Genomic DNA, 18,155 nt, shown 5'->3' on the forward strand with positions numbered 1-18,155 from the left:
GATCGCTCAGACGCAGGCAGCGATCGCCGCCCTCAGCGCATCGCGAATATCGGGGTCGTCGGTGATCGGCAGCACGAGTGCCACGTCGCAGGCCTCGGCAAGGGCGATGCCGTTGCCGACAAGCAGGCCGGCATTGATCAGCATGCGGGTCGAGGCGCCCTCTTCCAGACCGTGGCCCTTCAGGTTCCGCGACCGCGCGCCAATATTGACCAGCGTGGCGGCCGTGCGTCGGTCGACCCTTGCCTCGGCGGCGACGATCTCGGCTTCGATCGCGGCGACAGGATAGGAGAAGGCGATCGCGCCGAAACGCTGCTTGGTCGATTCCTTCAGGTCCTTGAGTACGCTCTGGTAGCCGGGGTTGTAGGAGATAACGAGGTGGAAATCGGGATGCGCCTTCAGCACCTCGTTCTTCTTTTCCAGCGGCAGGATGCGCCGATCGTCGGTCAGCGAATGGATGACGACGGTGGTGTCCTGGCGCGCCTCGACGATTTCATCGAGATAGCAGATGGCGCCGGAGCGGACGGCGAGCGTCAACGGTCCGTCATGCCAGACAGTGCCGACCGCATCGAGCAGATAGCGGCCGACCAGATCCGACGCAGTCATGTCCTCGTGGCAGGAGACGGTGATCAACGGCCTGCCGAGTTTCCAGGCCATGTGTTCGACGAAGCGCGTCTTGCCGCAGCCGGTCGGCCCTTTCAACATCACCGGCATGCGTGAGCGGTGGGCGGCTTCGAACAGCGCGACCTCATGGGCAACGGGGCGGTAATACGGTTCGCCGGCGATACGGAAGGGGTCGAGCGCGAGATCTTGTTGCGCTCTTGAATCGAGCGCGGCTCCGCTTCTGTCGTGCATTTCGTCTGACCTCATGCGTCGTGATCTGTGACGACGTGGCCGCGGGGTCCGGAGAGCCGGCGCCGCGCCAGAGCGGACCCCGTGGCCACTCGACCCGGGGGTCAGCGGTGCGCCGTGACCTTGTTGGGAATGCCCTCGATCGGGCTTTCCGGCGTGCCGACGGTCTGTCGTGTCATTGCTTCCACAACCTCGCGGGTCCCTTCCGGATCGGTGATCCAGTTCTTGTAGAAATTGTACGGGCAGACCGCATGGCCGCGCGCGTCGTCGCCCGAGTTGATCAGGCCGGTGTAGCCACGATGCACCAGCTTGAAGAGGTGGTTCTGCGACTGCATGTTGCGGCGGGCGTCGCGGATCAGCGATGTCGACAGCTGCGCATACTGGATGCCGTTTTCCTCGGTTCCGCATTCGCCCAGCGTCCGGCCATCGAAGCCGATGATCGAGGAATGGCCGAAGTAGGAATAGACGCCGTCGAAGCCGGCCGCGTTGGCCACCGCGACATAGACGTTGTTGGCCCAGGCCATCGACTTCGAGATCAGGATCTGCTGCTCCTTGGCCGGATACATGTAGCCCTGGCAGCGGATGATCAGTTCGGCGCCGCGCATGGCGCAATCGCGCCAGATTTCAGGATAGTTGCCGTCATCGCAGATGATCAGGCTGATCTTGAGCCCTTTCGGTCCCTCCGAGACATAGGTGCAGTCGCCGGGATACCAGCCCTCGATCGGTACCCACGGCATGATCTTCCGGTATTTCTGGACGATCTCGCCCTGGTCATTGATCAGGATCAGCGTGTTGTAGGGCGCTTTGTTGGGATGCTCCTCGTGGCGCTCACCGGTCAGCGAGAAAACGCCCCATACCCGCGCCCTGCGGCAAACGTCGGAGAAGATCTTGGTCTCTTCGCCGGGGATGGCCGAAGCCGTCTCATACATTTCGCGCTGGTCGTACATGATGCCATGCGTCGAATATTCCGGGAAGATCACCAGATCCATGCCGGGCAGGCCCGTCTTCATGCCTTCGACCATCTTGGCGATGTTGTGGGCGTTGGCCAGCACCTCTTCGCGGCTGTGAAGCCTCGGCATCTTGTAGTTGACGACCGCGACTCCGACGGTGTCGTTGCTGCTCGAAATATCGCCGTGGTACATTTCTAGTCCTCCTGTTGAATACTGCTCGCCTCAGACGACGAGGTGCTGGTGGATGAGATCGTCACTGAGCTTGTCGATTGGTCCCCCAACGGCGACGCTGCCGCGATTGAGGATCGCGAAATGCTGTGAGGCACGCCTGGCAAAGCGGAGATTCTGCTCGACCAGGATGATCGTCAGGCCACGCTTGCGGTTGAGATCGATCAGCACATCCTCGATCTGTTCGACGATGTTGGGCTGGATGCCTTCGGTCGGCTCATCGAGCAGCATGATCTTCGGCTCCGACAGCAGCGCGCGGGCGATGGCCAGCTGTTGCTGCTGGCCGCCGGAAAGGTTGCCACCACGACGGTGCATGAACTCCTTGAGGATCGGGAACAGGTCGAGCACCCATTCGGCGATGCGCCCATCGCTGGCCTTGCTGGCGAACGTGCCGATCATCAGATTCTCGCGGACGGTGAAGTTCGGCAGGATGCCACGGCCCTGCGGCACATAGCCGACGCCGGCGCGCGACCGCTCATGCGTCGGCTTGGCGATCAGTTCCTCGCCATCAAGGCGGATGCTGCCGGTCGTCCTGGTCATCAGGCCGAGTATGGTGCGCAGCAGCGTCGTCTTGCCGACGCCGTTGCGGCCGAGCACGCTGAAGAAATCGCCATTGCCGACCCGCATCGTCAGCGACTGCAGGGCGCGGCTGCGACCGTAGAAACCATCGACGTCAGCGAGTTCAAGCATGGCCGATTCCTCCCGATCCGAGATAGGCGTCGCGCACCTCCTTGTTGCGTTCGACATCCGAGATGGGCCCCTCTGCAAGCAGCCGGCCCTGATGCATGACGGAGATGGTTTCGGCGATGTCGCGCACAAAGCCCATGTCGTGCTCGACCACCACCAGCGTGTGACGGCCGCGAAGCCGGTTGAACAGCTGCGCGGTCTTCATGGTTTCCTGCGCCGTCATGCCCGCTGTCGGCTCGTCCATCAGGATCAGCGTCGGGTCCTGGGCCAGCAGCAGCGCTATCTCCAGCCATTGCGTCTGGCCATGCGAGAGATGCGCGGCCTCTATTTCGAGCTCGTTCTCAAGGCCGACCATTTCGGCGAGCCGATCGATGCCGGATGCGTCGGCGCTGCGCCCGAACGTCAACAGGTTGCGGAAGACGCCGGGCCTGCGCGAATGGCCGATGTGGAGATTGTCGCGGACAGTCAGTTCCCGGAACACGCTCGGGACCTGGAATTTGCGGCCGATGCCTACGCGCGCGATCTGGTGTTCGGGAAGCTTCTGGATCGCCCGCCCCTCGAAGCGGATCTCGCCAGACGTCAACCGCGTCTTGCCGCAGATCAGGTCGAGCGTCGTCGTCTTGCCGGCCCCGTTGGGACCAATGAGGCAACGCAACTCGCCCTTTCTCACCGTCAGATCAAGCTCCGACACGGCACGGAAGCCGCTGAAGCTCACGCTTGCCTTGTCCATCACCAGCAGGTCTTCCTGGCCCGCGCTCATGACAGGCTCTCCGCACGGCGGGCATCGTCGGCTTCGGCCCTTGCGGGCTTCGGAGCGGCGACAGCCGGGACCGCGCGATGGCCGCCGAAACGGTTCGCCAACAATTCCATGCCGCCGGCGATGCCTTTCGGCATGAACAGCACGACGATGACGAACAGCAACCCCATCACCAGGGTCCAGCTGTCGAGGAAGGTTTCCGATTCCGAAAGGGCACCCTGCACGCCGGTGACGATGATCGCGCCCAGCATGGCGCCAAGCAGGCTCTGGCGGCCGCCGACCGCCACCCAGATCACCACCGAAAGACTGAGCGGCACGCCGAGGAATGTCGGCGAAGCGAACTCCATGACGATGGTGTAGAGCATGCCGGCCAGACCGGCGATGCCGGCCGAAACGGAGAAGATGAAGATCTTGTAGAGCGCAACGTCGTAGCCGAAAAAGCGCACCCGGTCCTCCTCGTCACGGATCGCCTGCAGGATCAGGCCGGTCTTGCTCTTGGTGATAGCCAGCGCCAGGAACAGCGCCGCCGTCAGGCAGATGGCGACGAGGTAATAGGTGGCCGAGTCATAGGCATCGAAGGCGAAGCCGGCCACGTCGAACTGGGCGAGGTCGGTGATGCCGTTGAAGCCGCCGGTGAACTTCTGCTGGTCAATGATCAGCAGTTGCACGACCACCATCGCGGCCAGCGTGATGATCGCCGCGTAGACACCCGTGACCCTGCCGCGGAACATGAACCAGCCGAGCAGCGCCGCGCAGCAGGCCGGGATCAGCACGCCGGCCAGCAAGGCAAAGACCAGCGAGTAGAATGGCGTCCAGAACCAGGGCAGTTCCGTGACGTTGTTCCACACCATGAAGTCCGGCAATCCGTCGCTGCCGGTGTGGACGGGGATGGTTTTCAGCTTCAGCGCCATCGCCATGCAATAGGAGCCGATGCCGAACGTCATCGCCTGACCGAGGTTGAGAATGCCGGCTTGCCCCCATGACAGGCACAGCGACACCGCCAGCATGCCGAACACCAGGTAGCGGGCATACTTGTTCAGCAGGAACGCGTCTTGCAGGACTAATGGGATGAGGAAGATGACGAGGCAGACCGCCGCGTACACAGCCACTTGAATGATCGTCTTTCCAGGCAATGTCTTCTTTCCTTGGTTGTCCGGGCGCCCAGCGTCACGATCTGGTGCGAGCGGTGAACAGTCCCTGCGGCCGGAAGCGGATGAGCACGACGATGCAGAGCAGGACGATCGCCTTGGCGATCGTGTCGTTGCTGTAGAAAGCGAGGTAGCCGGTCAGCTCGCCGAGAATGCCTGAGCTCGCCAGCGTTCCTATCAGGCTCTGCGCGCCACCCAGCACGACCACCATGAAGGCATCCACGACATAGGACGTGCCCATTTCGGGCGACACGCTCTTAAGCGGTGAAATCAGAGCCCCAGCAAGACCGGCGACGCCCGCGCCATAGGCGAAGGTCGCGCGATAGATGCGGCCGGAATTGATGCCGAAACTGCTGGCGATGGCCCTGTTCTGGGTGATCGCGCGAAGCTTCAGCCCGAAATGCGTGTAGCGGTAGATGAACCAGGTGACGGCGAACAGGGCGAGCGCCAGGAACAGGATGAAGATCCGATAAGCGGATTCGCTGACCCCGAAAATGCTGATGCTGCCACCGAGTGCCGCCGGCATTTCGACATAGCGAAGCTCGCCGCCGGCGATCAGCCGCACCGCCTGCTGCGCCATGACGCTGATGCCCCACGTCGCCAGGATGGTGTCGAGCGGCCGGTCATAGAGATGGCGGATGACCAGCATCTCGATCAGCCAGCCGAACAGCGCCAGAAGGATGAAGATCGGCACGAGGCTCGCCAGCAGGCCGAGCCCGAAATAGCTCTGCAGTACCCAGGCGCCGTAAGCGCCGAGCATAACGAATTCGCCATGCGCCAGGTTGATGACGCCAGTGACGCCGTAAATGATGGCCAGCCCAAGCGCCACCAGCATCAGGATCGATGCGATGCTGAGACCGGTCACAAGCTGGGAAATGACGACGTCCATCAGGAATGCCTTCAGGTTCGGAAAGAGATGGCGGCGCATTGGCTCGCCGCCATCGGTTGGCTCGGGAGTTCCGCTCAGACCTCTTTCAGGCCTGTCGCGGTGCAGAGCTGGTGCGGGTAGGCCTTGTAGGGTGACGGTTCGAGCGAGTTCGCCGATTGCTTCAAAATCTCGAACTGTCCATCCGCCTTGCACTGGCCGATCTTCGGCCACAGCCAGGTGTGCAGGTTCTCAGGCTCGATCTTGACCTTGCCTTGCGGCGCCAGGATCTCCTGGCCCTTCACCGCTTCGCGGATGGTGTTCGGATCAATGTCGCTGCCGGCAAGTTTTTCGATCGCCTGCTTGAACAGGTAGACCTGGAAATAGGACGGTTCGGAAACGAAGTGGGTGACCTTGTCGGCGCCCCAGCGCTGCCGGTAGGCGTCGACGAATTTATGGTTCTCGGGCGAGTCCCAGACCATGAAGTATGGCGCCGAGGTGAAGTGTCCGGCCGCCGCCGCGCTGCCCATAGCGGCGACCTCGTTTTCCGAGGTCGTCAGACTTGCCATCGGCATCGTTTGCGGATCGAGCCCGGCGGCGTGATATTGCCGGTGCAGCGCCACGACTGAATCGCCGACGACGGTGGAGAAGATGACGTTCGGCTTCTCGGATTTCAGCTTGTTGATGACCGAAGAGAATTCCGAGTGGCCAAGCGGCACATATTCTTCCGCCACCACCTCGGCGCCGAGTTCGGCCAGCAGCTTCTTGCAGTAGTTGTTCTCTTCCTTCGGATAGATGTAGTTCGAACCGATCAGGTACCAGCGCTTGCCGAACTTCTCGACCAGCCACGGTATGAAGTCGTCCTGCTGCTGATTGGGAACGGCACCCGTGTAGATGACGTTCTTGGAGCATTCCCGGCCTTCATAAAGTGTGGGGTACCAATAGAGGTTGTTCTGCTTTTCGAACACCGGCAGCACCGCCTTGCGGCTTGCCGATGTGTAGGAGCCGAACACCGATACGCATTTGTCGCTGAGCACCAGCTTGCGGGCCTTCTCGGCGAAAGTGGCCGGATCGGATGCCGGATCCTCGACCACCGGCACGAGCTTCATGCCGTTGGCGCCGCCGGCGGCGTTGATCTCCTCGATGGCCAGCAGTGTCGCCTTGTTGAGCGATTCCTCGATGATGGCCGTTGTGCCGGTCAGCGAGAACAAGACGCCGACCTTGATCTCGCCACCGGCTGCCCGAGCGAGTGAACTGTTCTTGCTCCAGATGTGTGGAAATCCGGCCAGAGTGGCCGCGCCGAATGCGGCGGTGCCCTTCAAGAAATTACGACGATTATTGATCACCTTCCGTCCTCCCTGAACAAAACAAAAAAGGCCCCGAAGCGAGCTGCGTTCAGCAGTTCGTTTCGAGGCCCTGTCGCCATTATTTTTCGTGGCTTCGCCGCCGCGAGAATTCAGTCAATTCGGCAATAAAAAACCCCACGTCCCGCCAGAGCGAAAATCGTGAGGTTCCATTACCCGGATGTTTGGACGGCATCGTCGCCGCCAACAGAATTCGACGATTAGCTGAGAAGCTCGTGCGAGTCAATTATCGCATTTGCCACCGCGCCGATCGTCACGCGCCGCTCCATCGCCTGGCGCCTGAGATAGTTATAAGCCTCCTCCTCGCTGACATGTTTGACCCTGATCAGCAACGACTTGGCGCGCTCGACGCTGCGCATCGTGCGCAGGCTTTCGTCGAGCTTGTCGATGCGTCCCCGCAAACGCTTTTCGTAGAGATAGTGTCCGCGCGCCAGCGCAAGGCTCGCCTGCACCGAGCGAGCGGTGGTCGGGTAGTGCAGCACGCCATGCGCCGCGCAATTGTGCATCAGCCGCAGATCAAGCGCGCCGCCGCCGCGTTCCACCACGACGAGGGCCGCCGCCGGCTCGCCGGGTATCCAGGGCAACCGCTGCGGCAGGTCGTCGGTCAGCGCGCAGTAGATCGCGTCGAACTGCGCCGGGATCTGCGGCGGCATCGGCCAGATGTGATGTACGCTGCAGCGAAGCCTCTGCAGCTCGCGCACCAATCTCTCCCCGTCATCGTCGCGCTCGACGATGACCGCCACGTTGAGATCGAAATATACCTTCGGCGATGCCTGCCCCGAGGACTGGCCATGCGGCCCCTTCTCTTGCCACTGGCCGGCGCCGCGACTGTCCTGCTCACGACCAGATCTCATCATTTGAGCGTCTCGCTTGTCATTCTTTCGCAAAGCATGCCGGTCACCATACCTGTCTCAACTGAATTCGAGATTGCGGCCATAGCCGATCAGATAAGGGTCGGCCCGTATGCAGGCCGTCGATTCATAGACCAGGTCGAACTGGCCTTGCCGGTTGGCACGGCCGACCCGTGTCCACAGGTCGGCATGACCCCAGATCGGATTGATGGAGACATCGCCCTGCGGCGCTTCGAACTCGGAGCCCATCACCGAGGCGCGCAGTATTTCGGTGTCCATGGAGTTGGTCTGTTCAAGCGTCTTGGCGAACACGTTGACCTGGAAATAGGATGCTTCCAGACACATGTTGGTCGGCTCGTCATCGCCATAGCGTTTCTTGTAGCGCCGAACGAACGAGGAATTCCGTTCGTTGCCGATACCCTGGAAATAGGGCGCGGCGGTGATGTGGCCCTCGCCGACATCGTGGCCCATCGCCCTGATCTCCGCTTCCGTCGTGGTCAGGCTGGCGATCGGCATCACTTTGGGATTGAGGCCTAGATCGCTGTAGGCCTGATAGAGAAAAGTCGTGGCATCGCCCACCACGGTCGAGAAGATCACGTCGGGCTGCGCCTTCTTGACGTCGCGCATGACCGGCAGGAATTCGTTGCGAGCGGCGCCCAGCCGCACATAGCTTTCGCCAACGACGCTGCCGCCGCTGTTGCGGATCAGCTCGCGCATGATGCGGTTCGATTCGCGCGGATAGATATAGTCCGAGCCGATGAAGAAGAACCGTGTGCCGTAAAGTTCCATCAGGATGCGGCACAGCTCGACGCTGTTCTGGTTCGGCGTCGCGCCGGTGTAGATGACGTTCGGCGAGAATTCGAACCCTTCATACAGCGTCGGATACCAGAGCAGCCCGTTCAGCCGCTCCACCACCGGCAGCACCGCCTTGCGGCTGCTGGACGTGTAGCAGCCGAAGATCGTGCTGACGCCATCCTCGACCATCAGCTTCTTGGCGTAGCGTCCGAACGCCGGCGCCTCGGATCCCGGATTGTAGACGATCGGTTCGATCGGGCGGCCATTGACCCCACCGGCGTTGTTGATCTCATCGATCGCCGTCAACGTTCCGCGCAGCTGGGTCTCTTCGATAACCGCCATAAACCCGCTGCGCGAAAACAGCACGCCGACGCGCCAAGGTTCGGAGGTAGTATTTGATCTCGTCAATATACGCTCCCATCTGTTGTCCCGGGGTTCCCCAACCCCATGTCCCGGACCGGTCTTCCTTTGGGAAGCGTGGCCCGCGCCTTGCGGAGCGGGCCGGCTTCCGGTCGTCAGCTTGCCAGCAACTCCTTCAGCTTGCCGTCGAGGAATTTCACATCGTCCTTGCTGGTGCCCGGGCCACCGGCGAAATGCCCCCATACGGATTCGAACGGAACGAGCCTGGCGTTCGGCATGCTGGCCACCTCGAACTCGCTGTCCTCCGGCGGGAAATAGAGGTCGGTGCGCCCTGGCATGACATAGGCCTTGGCCTTGATGGCCTTCAGGGCTTTCTTGAGGTCGCCCTTGTAGAGATCGTTGTCGCTGATGTTCCCGTTCTGCCAGGTCCACAGCATCGTCAAGAGGTTGTTGGCGTCCTTGGGCAGGAAGAAGCCTTCCCAGAACGACACCAGGAAATCCTCAAGTGAGGAATAACCAAGCGTCTTCAGGTCAAGCTCCTGCCGATAGAAGGCCTGCGAGAAGCCCCAGCCGGCATAGACCCGCGCCATGGCCCGCAAGCCCCTTTCCGGCTTCTTCTCGTACCAGCCATTGTTCCATGCGGCATCGGCGGTAAGTGCCGCCTTGACGCCTTCGAGGAAGACGAAATTGTGCCGCGAGCATTTTGACGATCCGCAAAACGGTGCTATGCGCTCCACCATGTCGGGGTACATCGCGCCCCAGTGGAAGGTCTGCAGAGCACCCATCGACCAGCCGGTCACCAGCCTGATCTGTTCGACACCGAATTTCTCGGTCATCAGCCGGTGCTGGGCCCTGACATTGTCGTAAGCCGTCACCTGCGGAAAGCGGGAGGCGTTGTAAGGCTCCGGCGTGTTGCTCGGCGATGACGAGAGACCGTTGCCGAACATGTTGGGAATGACGATGAAATATCTGGCGGGGTCGAGCGCCATGCCCTTGCCCACTAGCCATTCATTGTCGATGTGCTGCCCGGAATACCATGTCGGATAGACGATGACATTGTCGCGCTTGGCGTTCAGCTTCCCGAACGTCTTGTACGCAAGCGCGGCGTCGCGCAGCGTCGCTCCTCGCTGCAGGACAAAGTCACCCAGTGCGAATATTTCATGATCAGCCATTGCTGATGTCCCTTCCCCATTTTCAATCATAGATGGGGAAGGGCCGGGAGTCCCGACCCTTCCCCGGTTTTCTCAGGCAGCCGCCCGTGCCGGCGACGGCAGCAGGCAAAGCAGGGCATAGGCCGCGCCGCCGGCGACCGCCGCGCTGATCGCCGTCGACAGGTGCGGGGCGTAAAACTCCACCACCAGGGCGACCAACGACCCGAAGGTCCAGGCTACGAAAGCCGACGGCCGCCAGTCGCGGTCGATCTCGGCATTCTTGCGGAACACATACTGGTCGACCAGGATGATCGCGCCGATCGGCGGAACAAGAATGCCCAGCAACGAAAGCCACTCGATGAAGAAGGCCCAGACATTGCCGGCGGCCACCACGATGCCGATTGCGCCGAGCAAGACCGCGAACAGCCGCATCCGGCTGCCGAAGATGCGCGACCAGCCCGTTGCCGAATTGTAGAGGCAGTGCGCGCAGACGGAACCGAGATTGCAATAGAGGAAGACGAAGGCCAGAAAGCTGAGGAACGCCATCTGCTTGCCGTTCATGTAGCCGAACATGTTGTCGGCGCCGAACGGGTTGGCGTTGGGCACGGCGAGCGCCGCGGTGGTGATTCCGCCGATCAGCATGGCCAGCAGGTTTGCTAACGGAAAGGCGCTAAAGGTGGCGATCACCGAACTTCTGGTATCTTTTGCCCAGCGATTGAAATCGGCCGACACGGTTCCGGCGTCAATGAACAGGGCAAGGACCACGGTAAGTCCGACCCCCATCGTCATCGTCGCCTGACCATTGTTGCCCGGATAGGCGATGATCGCATCCCATGTCGTCTTCGAAGCCGCGTCGAGCATGACCCAGCCGCCGAGCACGACGAACAGCGGAACCGAAATCAGCCCGATCAGGTGCAGGCCGCGGACGCCGACGAAGGTGATGCCGATGTAGAGCAGCCCGGCGATGATCGTCATCGCCACATAGTTGAGATTGTAGGCCGAACTGATCAGCGCACCGGTGATGCCTGTCTGCACCGCATACCAGCCGAGCAGCAAGGTCGACAGCAGGCCAGAGGCGAATACATAGCCCTTCTTGCCGAAGACGATACTGGCGAGCAGCGCGAAATTGGTGCCGCGGCGGGTACCAAGAACACCAAGCGCGCCGACATAGGCGAACATGATGACGTTGCCGATGATCATCGCCGTCAGCGCGTTTCGGAAGCCCATGCCGAGCACCAGGATCGAGCCTGTCATGGCTCCTGTGATGATCATCGGAAATCCTATCCAGACGGTCGTCACCGAAAAGGTCGTTCGCCTTGCCGACATCGGCACCGGCTCATGTTCGTATTCTTCGCCCAGGGCGTGATCAACACCTCCGAGCGTCTCGACCTCCCTTGATACCTTTGTCATTCCCCTACTCCTTTGAGACAGCTGTCGTGAAAACCGCTGGCCCGTCTGCGCAATTGGCCGGGGATGCATTTTGACCCTGGCGGAGGCTGCAATCTTGCCGTTCGGGCAAGCTCAGCCACACCAGTGCTTCGAGTAACGCAGCACCGTTACCACCGACGTCTTCGTCGGGATTGCACAAACGAAAAAAGCCTCCCTGTGGCTCTGTTGTCAGAGACATAGGGAGGCTTTTTTGCCTTGATTTGCTCAGATGGCTTCGTCGCCACCCAGCCTTGCAAGGAGGCTGCGCGCAAAAGCTAGCCCTGAGTCCGTAGTTAGTCAATATATGACCGAGAGCGATAGACTTGCGGGTTCGTCGCCCCCGATCCTCGGCGATGATCGCAGCGGCGGCGTGTCGGCTTCGGAGAACGCATACTCAGCGTCCATTTCTGGCACGAAGCGGTTGGAACGTGACACGCGTCAAAGTCAACCAGATGAGATCTGGTGCCGACTGACCGCAGAGAACCATGGCATCGTTTGGGGCTTGGGCGCGGCTTTTTGAGCGCGGCGACGGGGCTGTTCGGGCTTTCCAGGCTCGGCGCCTCTTGGGACTTGGCCGGCAATGTCTACCTTTGGGCGGATCGCTTGCCATCCTGGCTTCAGTCGGCGGGGGTTTGGTCTTGGAACGTTGCGGCGCGCAATCTGCCCATTGCTCTTGCAGAACAGCTTATCGTGTCTGAGACCGTCTTTGGTGTGATCTTTGGCTTGGCGGCGCACGGACGTTGGCCTTCGTCGGCGGAAACGTGCGGTATCGTCTCCCTGATTGCCGGCGTCGTTTCGGTAATCCATGTTTCACTAGCCGCCGACCACATAGCGCTGCGCGATACGGAGACTCAGGGTGAATTCAAACAGGGAAATCTTGCTACCGCGCTTAGAGCAGTTCCAGGAAAAGTGTGAAACGGTTTTCCGTCCGGAATTGCGTAAAAACAAAGAGATAGAGCGGTTCGGCGATTCTGTGAAATGCTGAACCGCTCTAGCGTAGGATTCCGCCCCCTCCTGCAAACGACCCCCATTCGCCTCGGAGAACTCTCACCGGTTCTGGTGAAGGATGGTTTCGGCGGCAATAAAACCCCAGGTCATGTTTGGGCCGAGGGTCGTGCCGGCGCCCACGGCGCGGGTACCGATCGGGTTGGCCATGGCAAGCCCGGCGGCATAAAGCCCAGGGATGATCGAACCGTCCGGCCTCAGGACCTGCGCCCGCTCATTGGTACGGGCGCCGCCCTTGGTGCCGAGGATCGAGCGATTGATCGTCATGCCGATATAGGGTGGCTTGTCGATCGGCTTCAGGCGGTTCCGCGGACCGTGCGCCTTGTATTCCTCCCAGCCATTCTCGCCGCGGCGGAAATCCTCATCGCGTCCCTTCGCGCAAAAGCCGTTCCAGCGGGCGATCGTTTCTTCGAGCGCCACCGCCGGCAGTCCGAGTTTTGCCGCAAGGCCGCCGATCGTGTCGGCCTTCTTGATCCAGTGGCGTTCGTAGGACGCGTACCAACGGAAGGGCAGCGACGTCTTCACGAAGCGATGATCGCCGACCAGATAGCAGGGCAGATTGACGGGTGCGCCATCCGGTCCGCGCGCATCGATCGCCTCGCCGATATTGAAATCGTTCTCGCTGACGAAGCGCCTGGCATCGCGGTTGACCACGATCGAATGCGGTTCGGCCTGGAAGGTCATGGGCAGGCCGTGCGGCTTGCCCTGGTAGCGCGTCGGCAGGCAGGGATAGACGTTCGCCTGATCCATGCGGTCCAGCTCCGCGCCGACGGAAGCCGCAAGCTTCTGGCCATCGCCCTCATTGGTAGGAGGGCTGCCGATACGATCCAGGGCACCGGGGAAATGGCGCGCCCGCATCTCGGCATCCCATTCAAAGCCGCCGGTCGCGATGACCACGCCGCGCCGGGCAAGAAGCTTCGTCCGCCGGCCCTCGCGCTCCACCTCGGCGCCGATCACGCGTGAGTCCGAATCCTGAAGCAGGCCCACGGCTCGGGTTTCCAGCCGGTAGGTGACGCCAGCATCGAGGCACCCCCTGATGAGCCCGGTCATCAGCGCCGTGCCCTGCCCGCCGGAATTCGTCAGCCGCCGCCAAAGCAGCTTCGGCCAGAGCCTGACGCCGGCGCGGATAGGGTGATGATAGAGGTCGCTGTCGACGATTTCCTGGTAGCTGAAGCTGTGCGGCAAGGTGGAACGGCGCAGGCGCGCCGCGAACTTGCCCAGGATGCGGCGGCTGAGCGGCCTCGGCGAAACCATGCGGCCGTAAAGCTTGCCGCCGGGCGCTTCGGCGAAGGGGTCCGGCTCGTTGACAAGGCGGAAGTCGAGAGGCGTGCTGCCGGAGAGGAAACGCAACATGTCGGGGGCGGCCCTGACGAAGGCGCTCCAGAGCGCATCTTCCTTGCGCGCCCAGCCTTCAGGCGCCACGGCGCGCAGATAGGTCAGCGCGTCGTCCCGGCTGTCGGCAACGCCGGCGTCCGCCGCCACATGGTTGGCGGGTATCCAGACCCCCGCGCCCGACATGGCGGAGGTGCCGCCCAACCACCCGCTCTTTTCGATCACCAGCACCTTGAGGCCGCCCTTGGCGGCCCGCAACGCCGCCGAGCAGGCCGCCGAGCCGGAACCGATAACCAGAACGTCGAATTCGCCCATTGGCGTTCCCCCTGCTGTCATCGCCACGACACTATAGGGGCGCGAAATAAAATCTGTCTACTATTGTGTCGACACTTTTTGCGTTATAATCTCCATGAGGTGAGCGGCATGCTCCCGCCCGATCATTTGCAGCCCTTTCGAGGCAGAGCCATGGACCACACCCATCTTCCACCTGCTCCATCCGGCATTCATGTCTCCGGGTCCGAAACGCGTGAAAGCTATTGGCAGCCGGTACCGGCGAACGGCCATATCGACGTGGCGCTGGCGCCGCACATCGTCGGCATGGAGCACCCGTTCGCGCTTGGCACGCAATCGGTCGCGCCCGGCGGCTATGTGCGCGAGCACACGCATGAGCGCAACGAAGAGGCGATCTATGTGATCGAAGGCCATGGCCGCGCCGTCGTCGACGGCAAGGAATATCCGATACGGTCCGACAGCGTGGTGTTCCTGCCGAAGAATGTCCGGCACATGTTCATCAATGACGGCGAGACGCGGCTTCGCTGGGTCTGGCTGATCGTGCCCAACGGGCTCGAGGACTTCTTTCGTCTCATCGGCAAGCCGCGCAGGTCGGGCGACCGCGTGCCGTCCAACTTCCCGCGCCCGGAAAACGTGCTGGAGATCGAGCGCCAGACGGTCTTCGGCGCCGACCTAGCCGACAAGTTCGACCCCGTGAGCCGTAACTCCTGAAGACGCCGGATGACGACGCTTGGTGTCATCGGCTACGGCGCGATCGCGCGCGAGATCGTCTCGGCTTTTTCAGCGGACGCGATCGATTGGGTGATGCTCCTGCGCGAAGGCGCCAACCCCGAATTGCCGGCCGGGGTCAGCGCGGTCACGCGGATTGAGCAATTGATCGACGCGCGGCCGGAAGCGGTGGTCGAGGCGGCAGGCCAGGAGGCGGTGGCCGCTTACGTGCCGGCGCTGCTCGAAGCCGGCATCCCGACTATCATCGCGTCGGTCGGCGCGTTGGCCGATGCGCCGCTTCATGCTCGTATCACCGCAGCCGGCCGCAATGGCGGCGCGCGCGTCGTCCTGCCGGCAGGCGCCCTGGGCGGCCTCGATTATCTCCGTGCCATTGCTGCCCTTCCCGACGCGCGGGTGCGCTACACCTCACGCAAGCCGCCGGTGGCCTGGAAGGCGGAGCTCGCCGCGCTTGGCCTGTCGGCCGAAGACGATGCCGTGACGCTGTTCGAGGGCACGCCCGCGGAAGCGGCAACGGCCTACCCGAAAAACCTCAATGCCGCCTTCGCCGTGGCGCTGGCCGTGGGCGCCGACAAGGTCACCGTGCGCGTGATCGCCGATCCAAAGGCGGGCGGCAACAGCCATGAAATCGAGGCCGAGAGCGCCGCCGGCACCGCCTCGTTCAGTTTGGTCAACGCGCCCTCTGCCGGCAATCCGAAGACCTCCGCGCTGACGGCGCTGAGCCTGGTTGCCGCGCTTCGCGATCTGCTCGACATGGACCTGCTCGGCATGGGAGGCCGCCGCTGATGGCCTTCTTCGTCGCCGCCGATGGCTGCCGCATCCATTACGAAACGTTTGGCGCGAGCGGTCCGCGCCTGGTACTCATCCCGGGGCTCGGCGGCGACGGACGATTCTGGGCCGGCGTGGTGCGGCTGCTCGAGGCCGACCATCGCCTGATCGTCACCGATCATCGTGGCGCTGGCCGCAGCGACCGCCCGGCAGGCCCCTACTCCCTATCCCTGATCGCCAGCGACGTCGCCGGCCTGCTGGCGCAGACGGGCGGGCCCGTGCATGTCGTCGGGCATTCCACCGGCGGCGCCATCGCGCAGGTGCTAGCGCTCGACCATGCCGATCTTGGCCTGAGCTATACGATCAGCAGTTCCTGGGCGCGGGCAGACGCCCGCTTCCGCACGCTCTTCACCGCCCGTGCCGAACTGCTCGAAGCCGGCATGGCCGAGACCTACCAGCGGCTCACCCATGCGCTCTGCCACGAGCCTCCCTACCTCGCCGCGCATTCCGCGCAGCTCGAGGCGGCCGTCGCCGCCGCCTCCCGGACCCTCGCCCCGCTTGGCGTCGCCGCCGCGCGGGTGCGGATGCTGCTAGACCACGATCGTCTCGACGACCTGCCGGGCATCGCCGCTCCGGTCCAGGTGATCGCCGCCATGGGCGACGTGCTGACGCCGCCGTCCCTGTCGCAAGCCATCGCCGCCGCGATACCGGCCGCGCGATACGCATCCGTCGACGGCGCGCATTTCCATCCCCTCGCGAAGCCCGAGGGCATCGCCGCCATCATTCGCCGTTTCATCGCCGAAACCGAGCAGCAGATATCATGACCGCCGACATCGCCCCCGTCCTCATCGATCCGCGTCTCCAGCCGGGTGCAGACCTGCTTGCCGAGGGGCGAACAATGGCGCGCGACTGGCGGCTCGGGAGTTGCCGCTTCCTCACCGAAACCGGAATGCCGTCCGAAGCCGCGTGGAAACGCAAGGCAGCGGCCGAAAAGCGCGTCATGCAACATGCGCATATCGGCTTCCGGAGCGTCGACCGCACCATCGCGGCGATCGGCGAGGTGCATGAGCAATGCCGGAAGGCCGGCGTGACGGTCGATCGCTTCGGCATCACGCTGGACTGGTCGATGGGCTATCCGCAAGCCATGCGCGCCAAGGCCGCGCGCGGCACTGGCATCGTGCTCAACGGTCCGGAAGACTTCGCACGCATCACCAATGCCGCGCCGGCCGCCGCCCATTTCGGCGACTTCATGCTCGGGTTGCCTGGCGCCGTCGAAAACACCCGCGCCGCGATCGCCGCCGGGGCGACGGCCATCGGCAATCTCGGACAGTATTTCACCTTCCGGCTGCCCTATTGGGACGATGACGTGGCGACCACAGAAGCGACCGTCACAGCGCTCGGGCTGATCGCCGCGCAGGATGCGGAGATCCTCGTCCATTCCAACCTCGACGACGGATTCGCCGGGCTTTTCATCGACATGGCCTGCGCGCTCGGCATGGTTCTGGTGGAGAAACACATCGTCGAGACGCTGATCGGCGCGCGGCTTGGCCATTGCTATGGCCATCACTTCAGCGATCCGTTGTCGCGCACCGCCTTTCACGCAGCGCTCGTCCGGGTCACGGACACGCCGGGCACGATGATCTTCGGCAACACCGTCTCCTATCAGTCGACTCCCGCCGGCAATTACGCAAGCCTGGCGAGCTATCTCCTGGCAGACATACTCGCGATGGGGCGCTGGCCGTCGGGCCATGCGGTCAATCCGGTGCCCGTGACGGAGAACCAACGCATTCCCGATGTGGACGAGATCATCGACGCGCAGACATTCGCCCATCGGCTGACGCTGCATGCGCCCTTCTACGATCCGGTGTTCGACTGGGCAAAGGCGGAGGCAATGGCCGACATCCTCGTCGAAGGCGGACGCCGCTTTGCCGATGCAACTCTCGCCGGCCTCGCCGAGCGAGGGGTCGATGTGAGCGACCCCGCCGCGCTGATGCTGGCCATCCGCCGCATCGGACCGCGGCGCCTCGAAGCGCTTTTCGGCCCGGGCGCAGTGGGCGCGCGTGGGCGCGCGCCGCTGATCCATGCCGAATGGGCGCGCGAGCTCAACCACAAGGCAGTGGCCTGGGTGGCGGCGCAAAAGCAGGTGGAGGCCGCACGGAATCTCACCGTCTGCATCGGCACCACCGACGTGCACGAGCACGGCAAATATCTCGTCGAGCAGGCGCTCGAGGGCCTCGGCGTCACCATTGCCGATGCCGGTGTCGCCGTCGATCCGGAGGTGCTCGTCGCTCGCGCCGCCGAAACCGGCGCGGACGCCATCGCGGTCAGCACCTACAATGGCGTGGCGCTTCGCTACGCGCAGGCGCTGAAAGCCGCGATGGCGGCGCGAGGGCTTGCCTTGCCGGTGCTGATCGGCGGGCGGCTGAACGAGGTGCCGAAGGACTCCAATTCGGGCCTGCCGGTTGATGTTACCAAGGATATCGCCGACCTCGGCTGCCTGCCCTGCGCAGACCTCGACGAGATGCTCGCCGCCCTGCGTTCCATCCCGCCCGCTGCCTGATGCCGTGAAGGACGTGCCGGCGCGATGCGATGGAGCTCGC

The 18,155-nt window shown here is 63.0% G+C and carries 17 protein-coding genes; 5 read left to right on the forward strand and 12 right to left on the reverse strand.

Features of this window, described 5'->3' with window-relative positions; genetic code table 11:
• Positions 1 to 6: 6 nt before the first annotated feature.
• The 11 genes from RFM52_RS10420 to RFM52_RS10470 all read right to left on the reverse strand — a co-directional run bounded on the left by RFM52_RS10420 (position 7) and on the right by RFM52_RS10470 (position 11,415).
• Entirely contained in the window at positions 7 to 852 is an 846-nt protein-coding gene (locus tag RFM52_RS10420; protein WP_320293281.1) for a CbbQ/NirQ/NorQ/GpvN family protein, read from the reverse strand.
• 101 nt (positions 853 to 953) lie between these two features.
• Positions 954 to 1,991: an aliphatic amidase gene (locus tag RFM52_RS10425; RefSeq protein WP_320293280.1), complete on the reverse strand. Its 1,038-nt coding sequence runs from the start codon at positions 1,989 to 1,991 to the stop codon at positions 954 to 956.
• Between the two features lie 30 nt (positions 1,992 to 2,021).
• Positions 2,022 to 2,717, reverse strand: a complete 696-nt coding sequence (urtE, locus tag RFM52_RS10430; protein WP_320293279.1) for an urea ABC transporter ATP-binding subunit UrtE — start codon at positions 2,715 to 2,717, stop codon at positions 2,022 to 2,024.
• Positions 2,710 to 3,474, reverse strand: coding sequence for an urea ABC transporter ATP-binding protein UrtD (gene urtD / locus RFM52_RS10435; protein WP_320293278.1), 765 nt, complete (start codon positions 3,472 to 3,474; stop codon positions 2,710 to 2,712). The genes urtE and urtD overlap by 8 nt, the downstream gene beginning before the upstream one ends.
• On the reverse strand, positions 3,471 to 4,580 hold the full coding sequence (gene urtC, locus RFM52_RS10440) for an urea ABC transporter permease subunit UrtC (protein ID WP_320293277.1): 1,110 nt from the start codon (positions 4,578 to 4,580) through the stop codon (positions 3,471 to 3,473). The genes urtD and urtC overlap by 4 nt, the downstream gene beginning before the upstream one ends.
• Positions 4,581 to 4,638: 58 nt before the next feature.
• Positions 4,639 to 5,508: an urea ABC transporter permease subunit UrtB gene (gene urtB / locus RFM52_RS10445; protein WP_430700520.1), complete on the reverse strand. Its 870-nt coding sequence runs from the start codon at positions 5,506 to 5,508 to the stop codon at positions 4,639 to 4,641.
• Positions 5,509 to 5,582: 74 nt separating this feature from the next.
• Positions 5,583 to 6,830, reverse strand: a complete 1,248-nt coding sequence (locus RFM52_RS10450) for a transporter substrate-binding protein (protein WP_320293275.1) — start codon at positions 6,828 to 6,830, stop codon at positions 5,583 to 5,585.
• 218 nt (positions 6,831 to 7,048) lie between these two features.
• Positions 7,049 to 7,705 (reverse strand): ANTAR domain-containing response regulator, encoded by a 657-nt coding sequence (locus RFM52_RS10455; protein WP_320293274.1) that lies wholly within the window; start codon positions 7,703 to 7,705, stop codon positions 7,049 to 7,051.
• 54 nt (positions 7,706 to 7,759) lie between these two features.
• On the reverse strand, positions 7,760 to 8,905 hold the full coding sequence (locus tag RFM52_RS10460) for a transporter substrate-binding domain-containing protein (RefSeq protein ID WP_430700521.1): 1,146 nt from the start codon (positions 8,903 to 8,905) through the stop codon (positions 7,760 to 7,762).
• Positions 8,906 to 9,009: 104 nt separating this feature from the next.
• Positions 9,010 to 10,026: an alpha/beta fold hydrolase gene (locus tag RFM52_RS10465; protein WP_320293272.1), complete on the reverse strand. Its 1,017-nt coding sequence runs from the start codon at positions 10,024 to 10,026 to the stop codon at positions 9,010 to 9,012.
• A 72-nt stretch (positions 10,027 to 10,098) separates the two neighbouring features.
• Positions 10,099 to 11,415, reverse strand: a complete 1,317-nt coding sequence (locus RFM52_RS10470; RefSeq protein WP_320293271.1) for a purine-cytosine permease family protein — start codon at positions 11,413 to 11,415, stop codon at positions 10,099 to 10,101.
• 480 nt (positions 11,416 to 11,895) lie between these two features.
• On the opposite strand from RFM52_RS10470, the gene RFM52_RS10475 reads away from it, so the two are divergent.
• Positions 11,896 to 12,348, forward strand: a complete 453-nt coding sequence (locus RFM52_RS10475) for a hypothetical protein (RefSeq protein WP_320293270.1) — start codon at positions 11,896 to 11,898, stop codon at positions 12,346 to 12,348.
• Between the two features lie 132 nt (positions 12,349 to 12,480).
• Here the strand turns inward: RFM52_RS10475 and RFM52_RS10480 are convergent, their stop codons facing one another.
• On the reverse strand, positions 12,481 to 14,085 hold the full coding sequence (locus tag RFM52_RS10480) for an FAD-dependent oxidoreductase (protein ID WP_320293269.1): 1,605 nt from the start codon (positions 14,083 to 14,085) through the stop codon (positions 12,481 to 12,483).
• Positions 14,086 to 14,235: 150 nt separating this feature from the next.
• Here RFM52_RS10480 and RFM52_RS10485 point away from each other — a divergent pair, with 150 nt between their 5' ends.
• From RFM52_RS10485 to RFM52_RS10500, 4 genes are read left to right on the forward strand one after another with little or no spacing between them, the layout of a single operon-like run.
• Positions 14,236 to 14,772, forward strand: coding sequence for a cupin domain-containing protein (locus RFM52_RS10485; RefSeq protein WP_320293268.1), 537 nt, complete (start codon positions 14,236 to 14,238; stop codon positions 14,770 to 14,772).
• A gap of 9 nt (positions 14,773 to 14,781) precedes the next feature.
• On the forward strand, positions 14,782 to 15,573 hold the full coding sequence (locus RFM52_RS10490) for an aspartate dehydrogenase (protein ID WP_320293267.1): 792 nt from the start codon (positions 14,782 to 14,784) through the stop codon (positions 15,571 to 15,573).
• Positions 15,573 to 16,379: an alpha/beta fold hydrolase gene (locus RFM52_RS10495; RefSeq protein WP_320293266.1), complete on the forward strand. Its 807-nt coding sequence runs from the start codon at positions 15,573 to 15,575 to the stop codon at positions 16,377 to 16,379. Before RFM52_RS10490 ends, RFM52_RS10495 begins: the two co-directional genes overlap by 1 nt.
• A complete protein-coding gene (locus RFM52_RS10500; protein WP_320293265.1) occupies positions 16,376 to 18,115 on the forward strand; it encodes a cobalamin-dependent protein in 1,740 nt (579 codons plus the stop codon). The genes RFM52_RS10495 and RFM52_RS10500 overlap by 4 nt, the downstream gene beginning before the upstream one ends.
• Positions 18,116 to 18,155: the final 40 nt, after the last annotated feature.

This window comes from Mesorhizobium humile, from assembly GCF_033977215.1.
In the GTDB taxonomy this organism is placed as follows: Bacteria; Pseudomonadota; Alphaproteobacteria; order Rhizobiales; family Rhizobiaceae; genus Mesorhizobium; species Mesorhizobium humile.

Coding starts and splice junctions, on each gene's coding strand:
- urtE (WP_320293279.1), bottom strand. CDS start 2,717: ATGCTTGAACTCGCTGACGTCGATGGTTTCTACGGTCGCAGCCGCGCC.
- RFM52_RS10495 (WP_320293266.1), top strand. CDS start 15,573: ATGGCCTTCTTCGTCGCCGCCGATGGCTGCCGCATCCATTACGAAACG.
- RFM52_RS10480 (WP_320293269.1), bottom strand. CDS start 14,085: ATGGGCGAATTCGACGTTCTGGTTATCGGTTCCGGCTCGGCGGCCTGC.
- RFM52_RS10490 (WP_320293267.1), top strand. CDS start 14,782: ATGACGACGCTTGGTGTCATCGGCTACGGCGCGATCGCGCGCGAGATC.
- urtB (WP_430700520.1), bottom strand. CDS start 5,508: ATGGACGTCGTCATTTCCCAGCTTGTGACCGGTCTCAGCATCGCATCG.
- RFM52_RS10500 (WP_320293265.1), top strand. CDS start 16,376: ATGACCGCCGACATCGCCCCCGTCCTCATCGATCCGCGTCTCCAGCCG.
- RFM52_RS10465 (WP_320293272.1), bottom strand. CDS start 10,026: ATGGCTGATCATGAAATATTCGCACTGGGTGACTTTGTCCTGCAGCGA.
- RFM52_RS10470 (WP_320293271.1), bottom strand. CDS start 11,415: ATGACAAAGGTATCAAGGGAGGTCGAGACGCTCGGAGGTGTTGATCAC.
- RFM52_RS10425 (WP_320293280.1), bottom strand. CDS start 1,991: ATGTACCACGGCGATATTTCGAGCAGCAACGACACCGTCGGAGTCGCG.
- RFM52_RS10420 (WP_320293281.1), bottom strand. CDS start 852: ATGCACGACAGAAGCGGAGCCGCGCTCGATTCAAGAGCGCAACAAGAT.
- RFM52_RS10455 (WP_320293274.1), bottom strand. CDS start 7,705: ATGATGAGATCTGGTCGTGAGCAGGACAGTCGCGGCGCCGGCCAGTGG.
- urtD (WP_320293278.1), bottom strand. CDS start 3,474: ATGAGCGCGGGCCAGGAAGACCTGCTGGTGATGGACAAGGCAAGCGTG.
- RFM52_RS10485 (WP_320293268.1), top strand. CDS start 14,236: ATGGACCACACCCATCTTCCACCTGCTCCATCCGGCATTCATGTCTCC.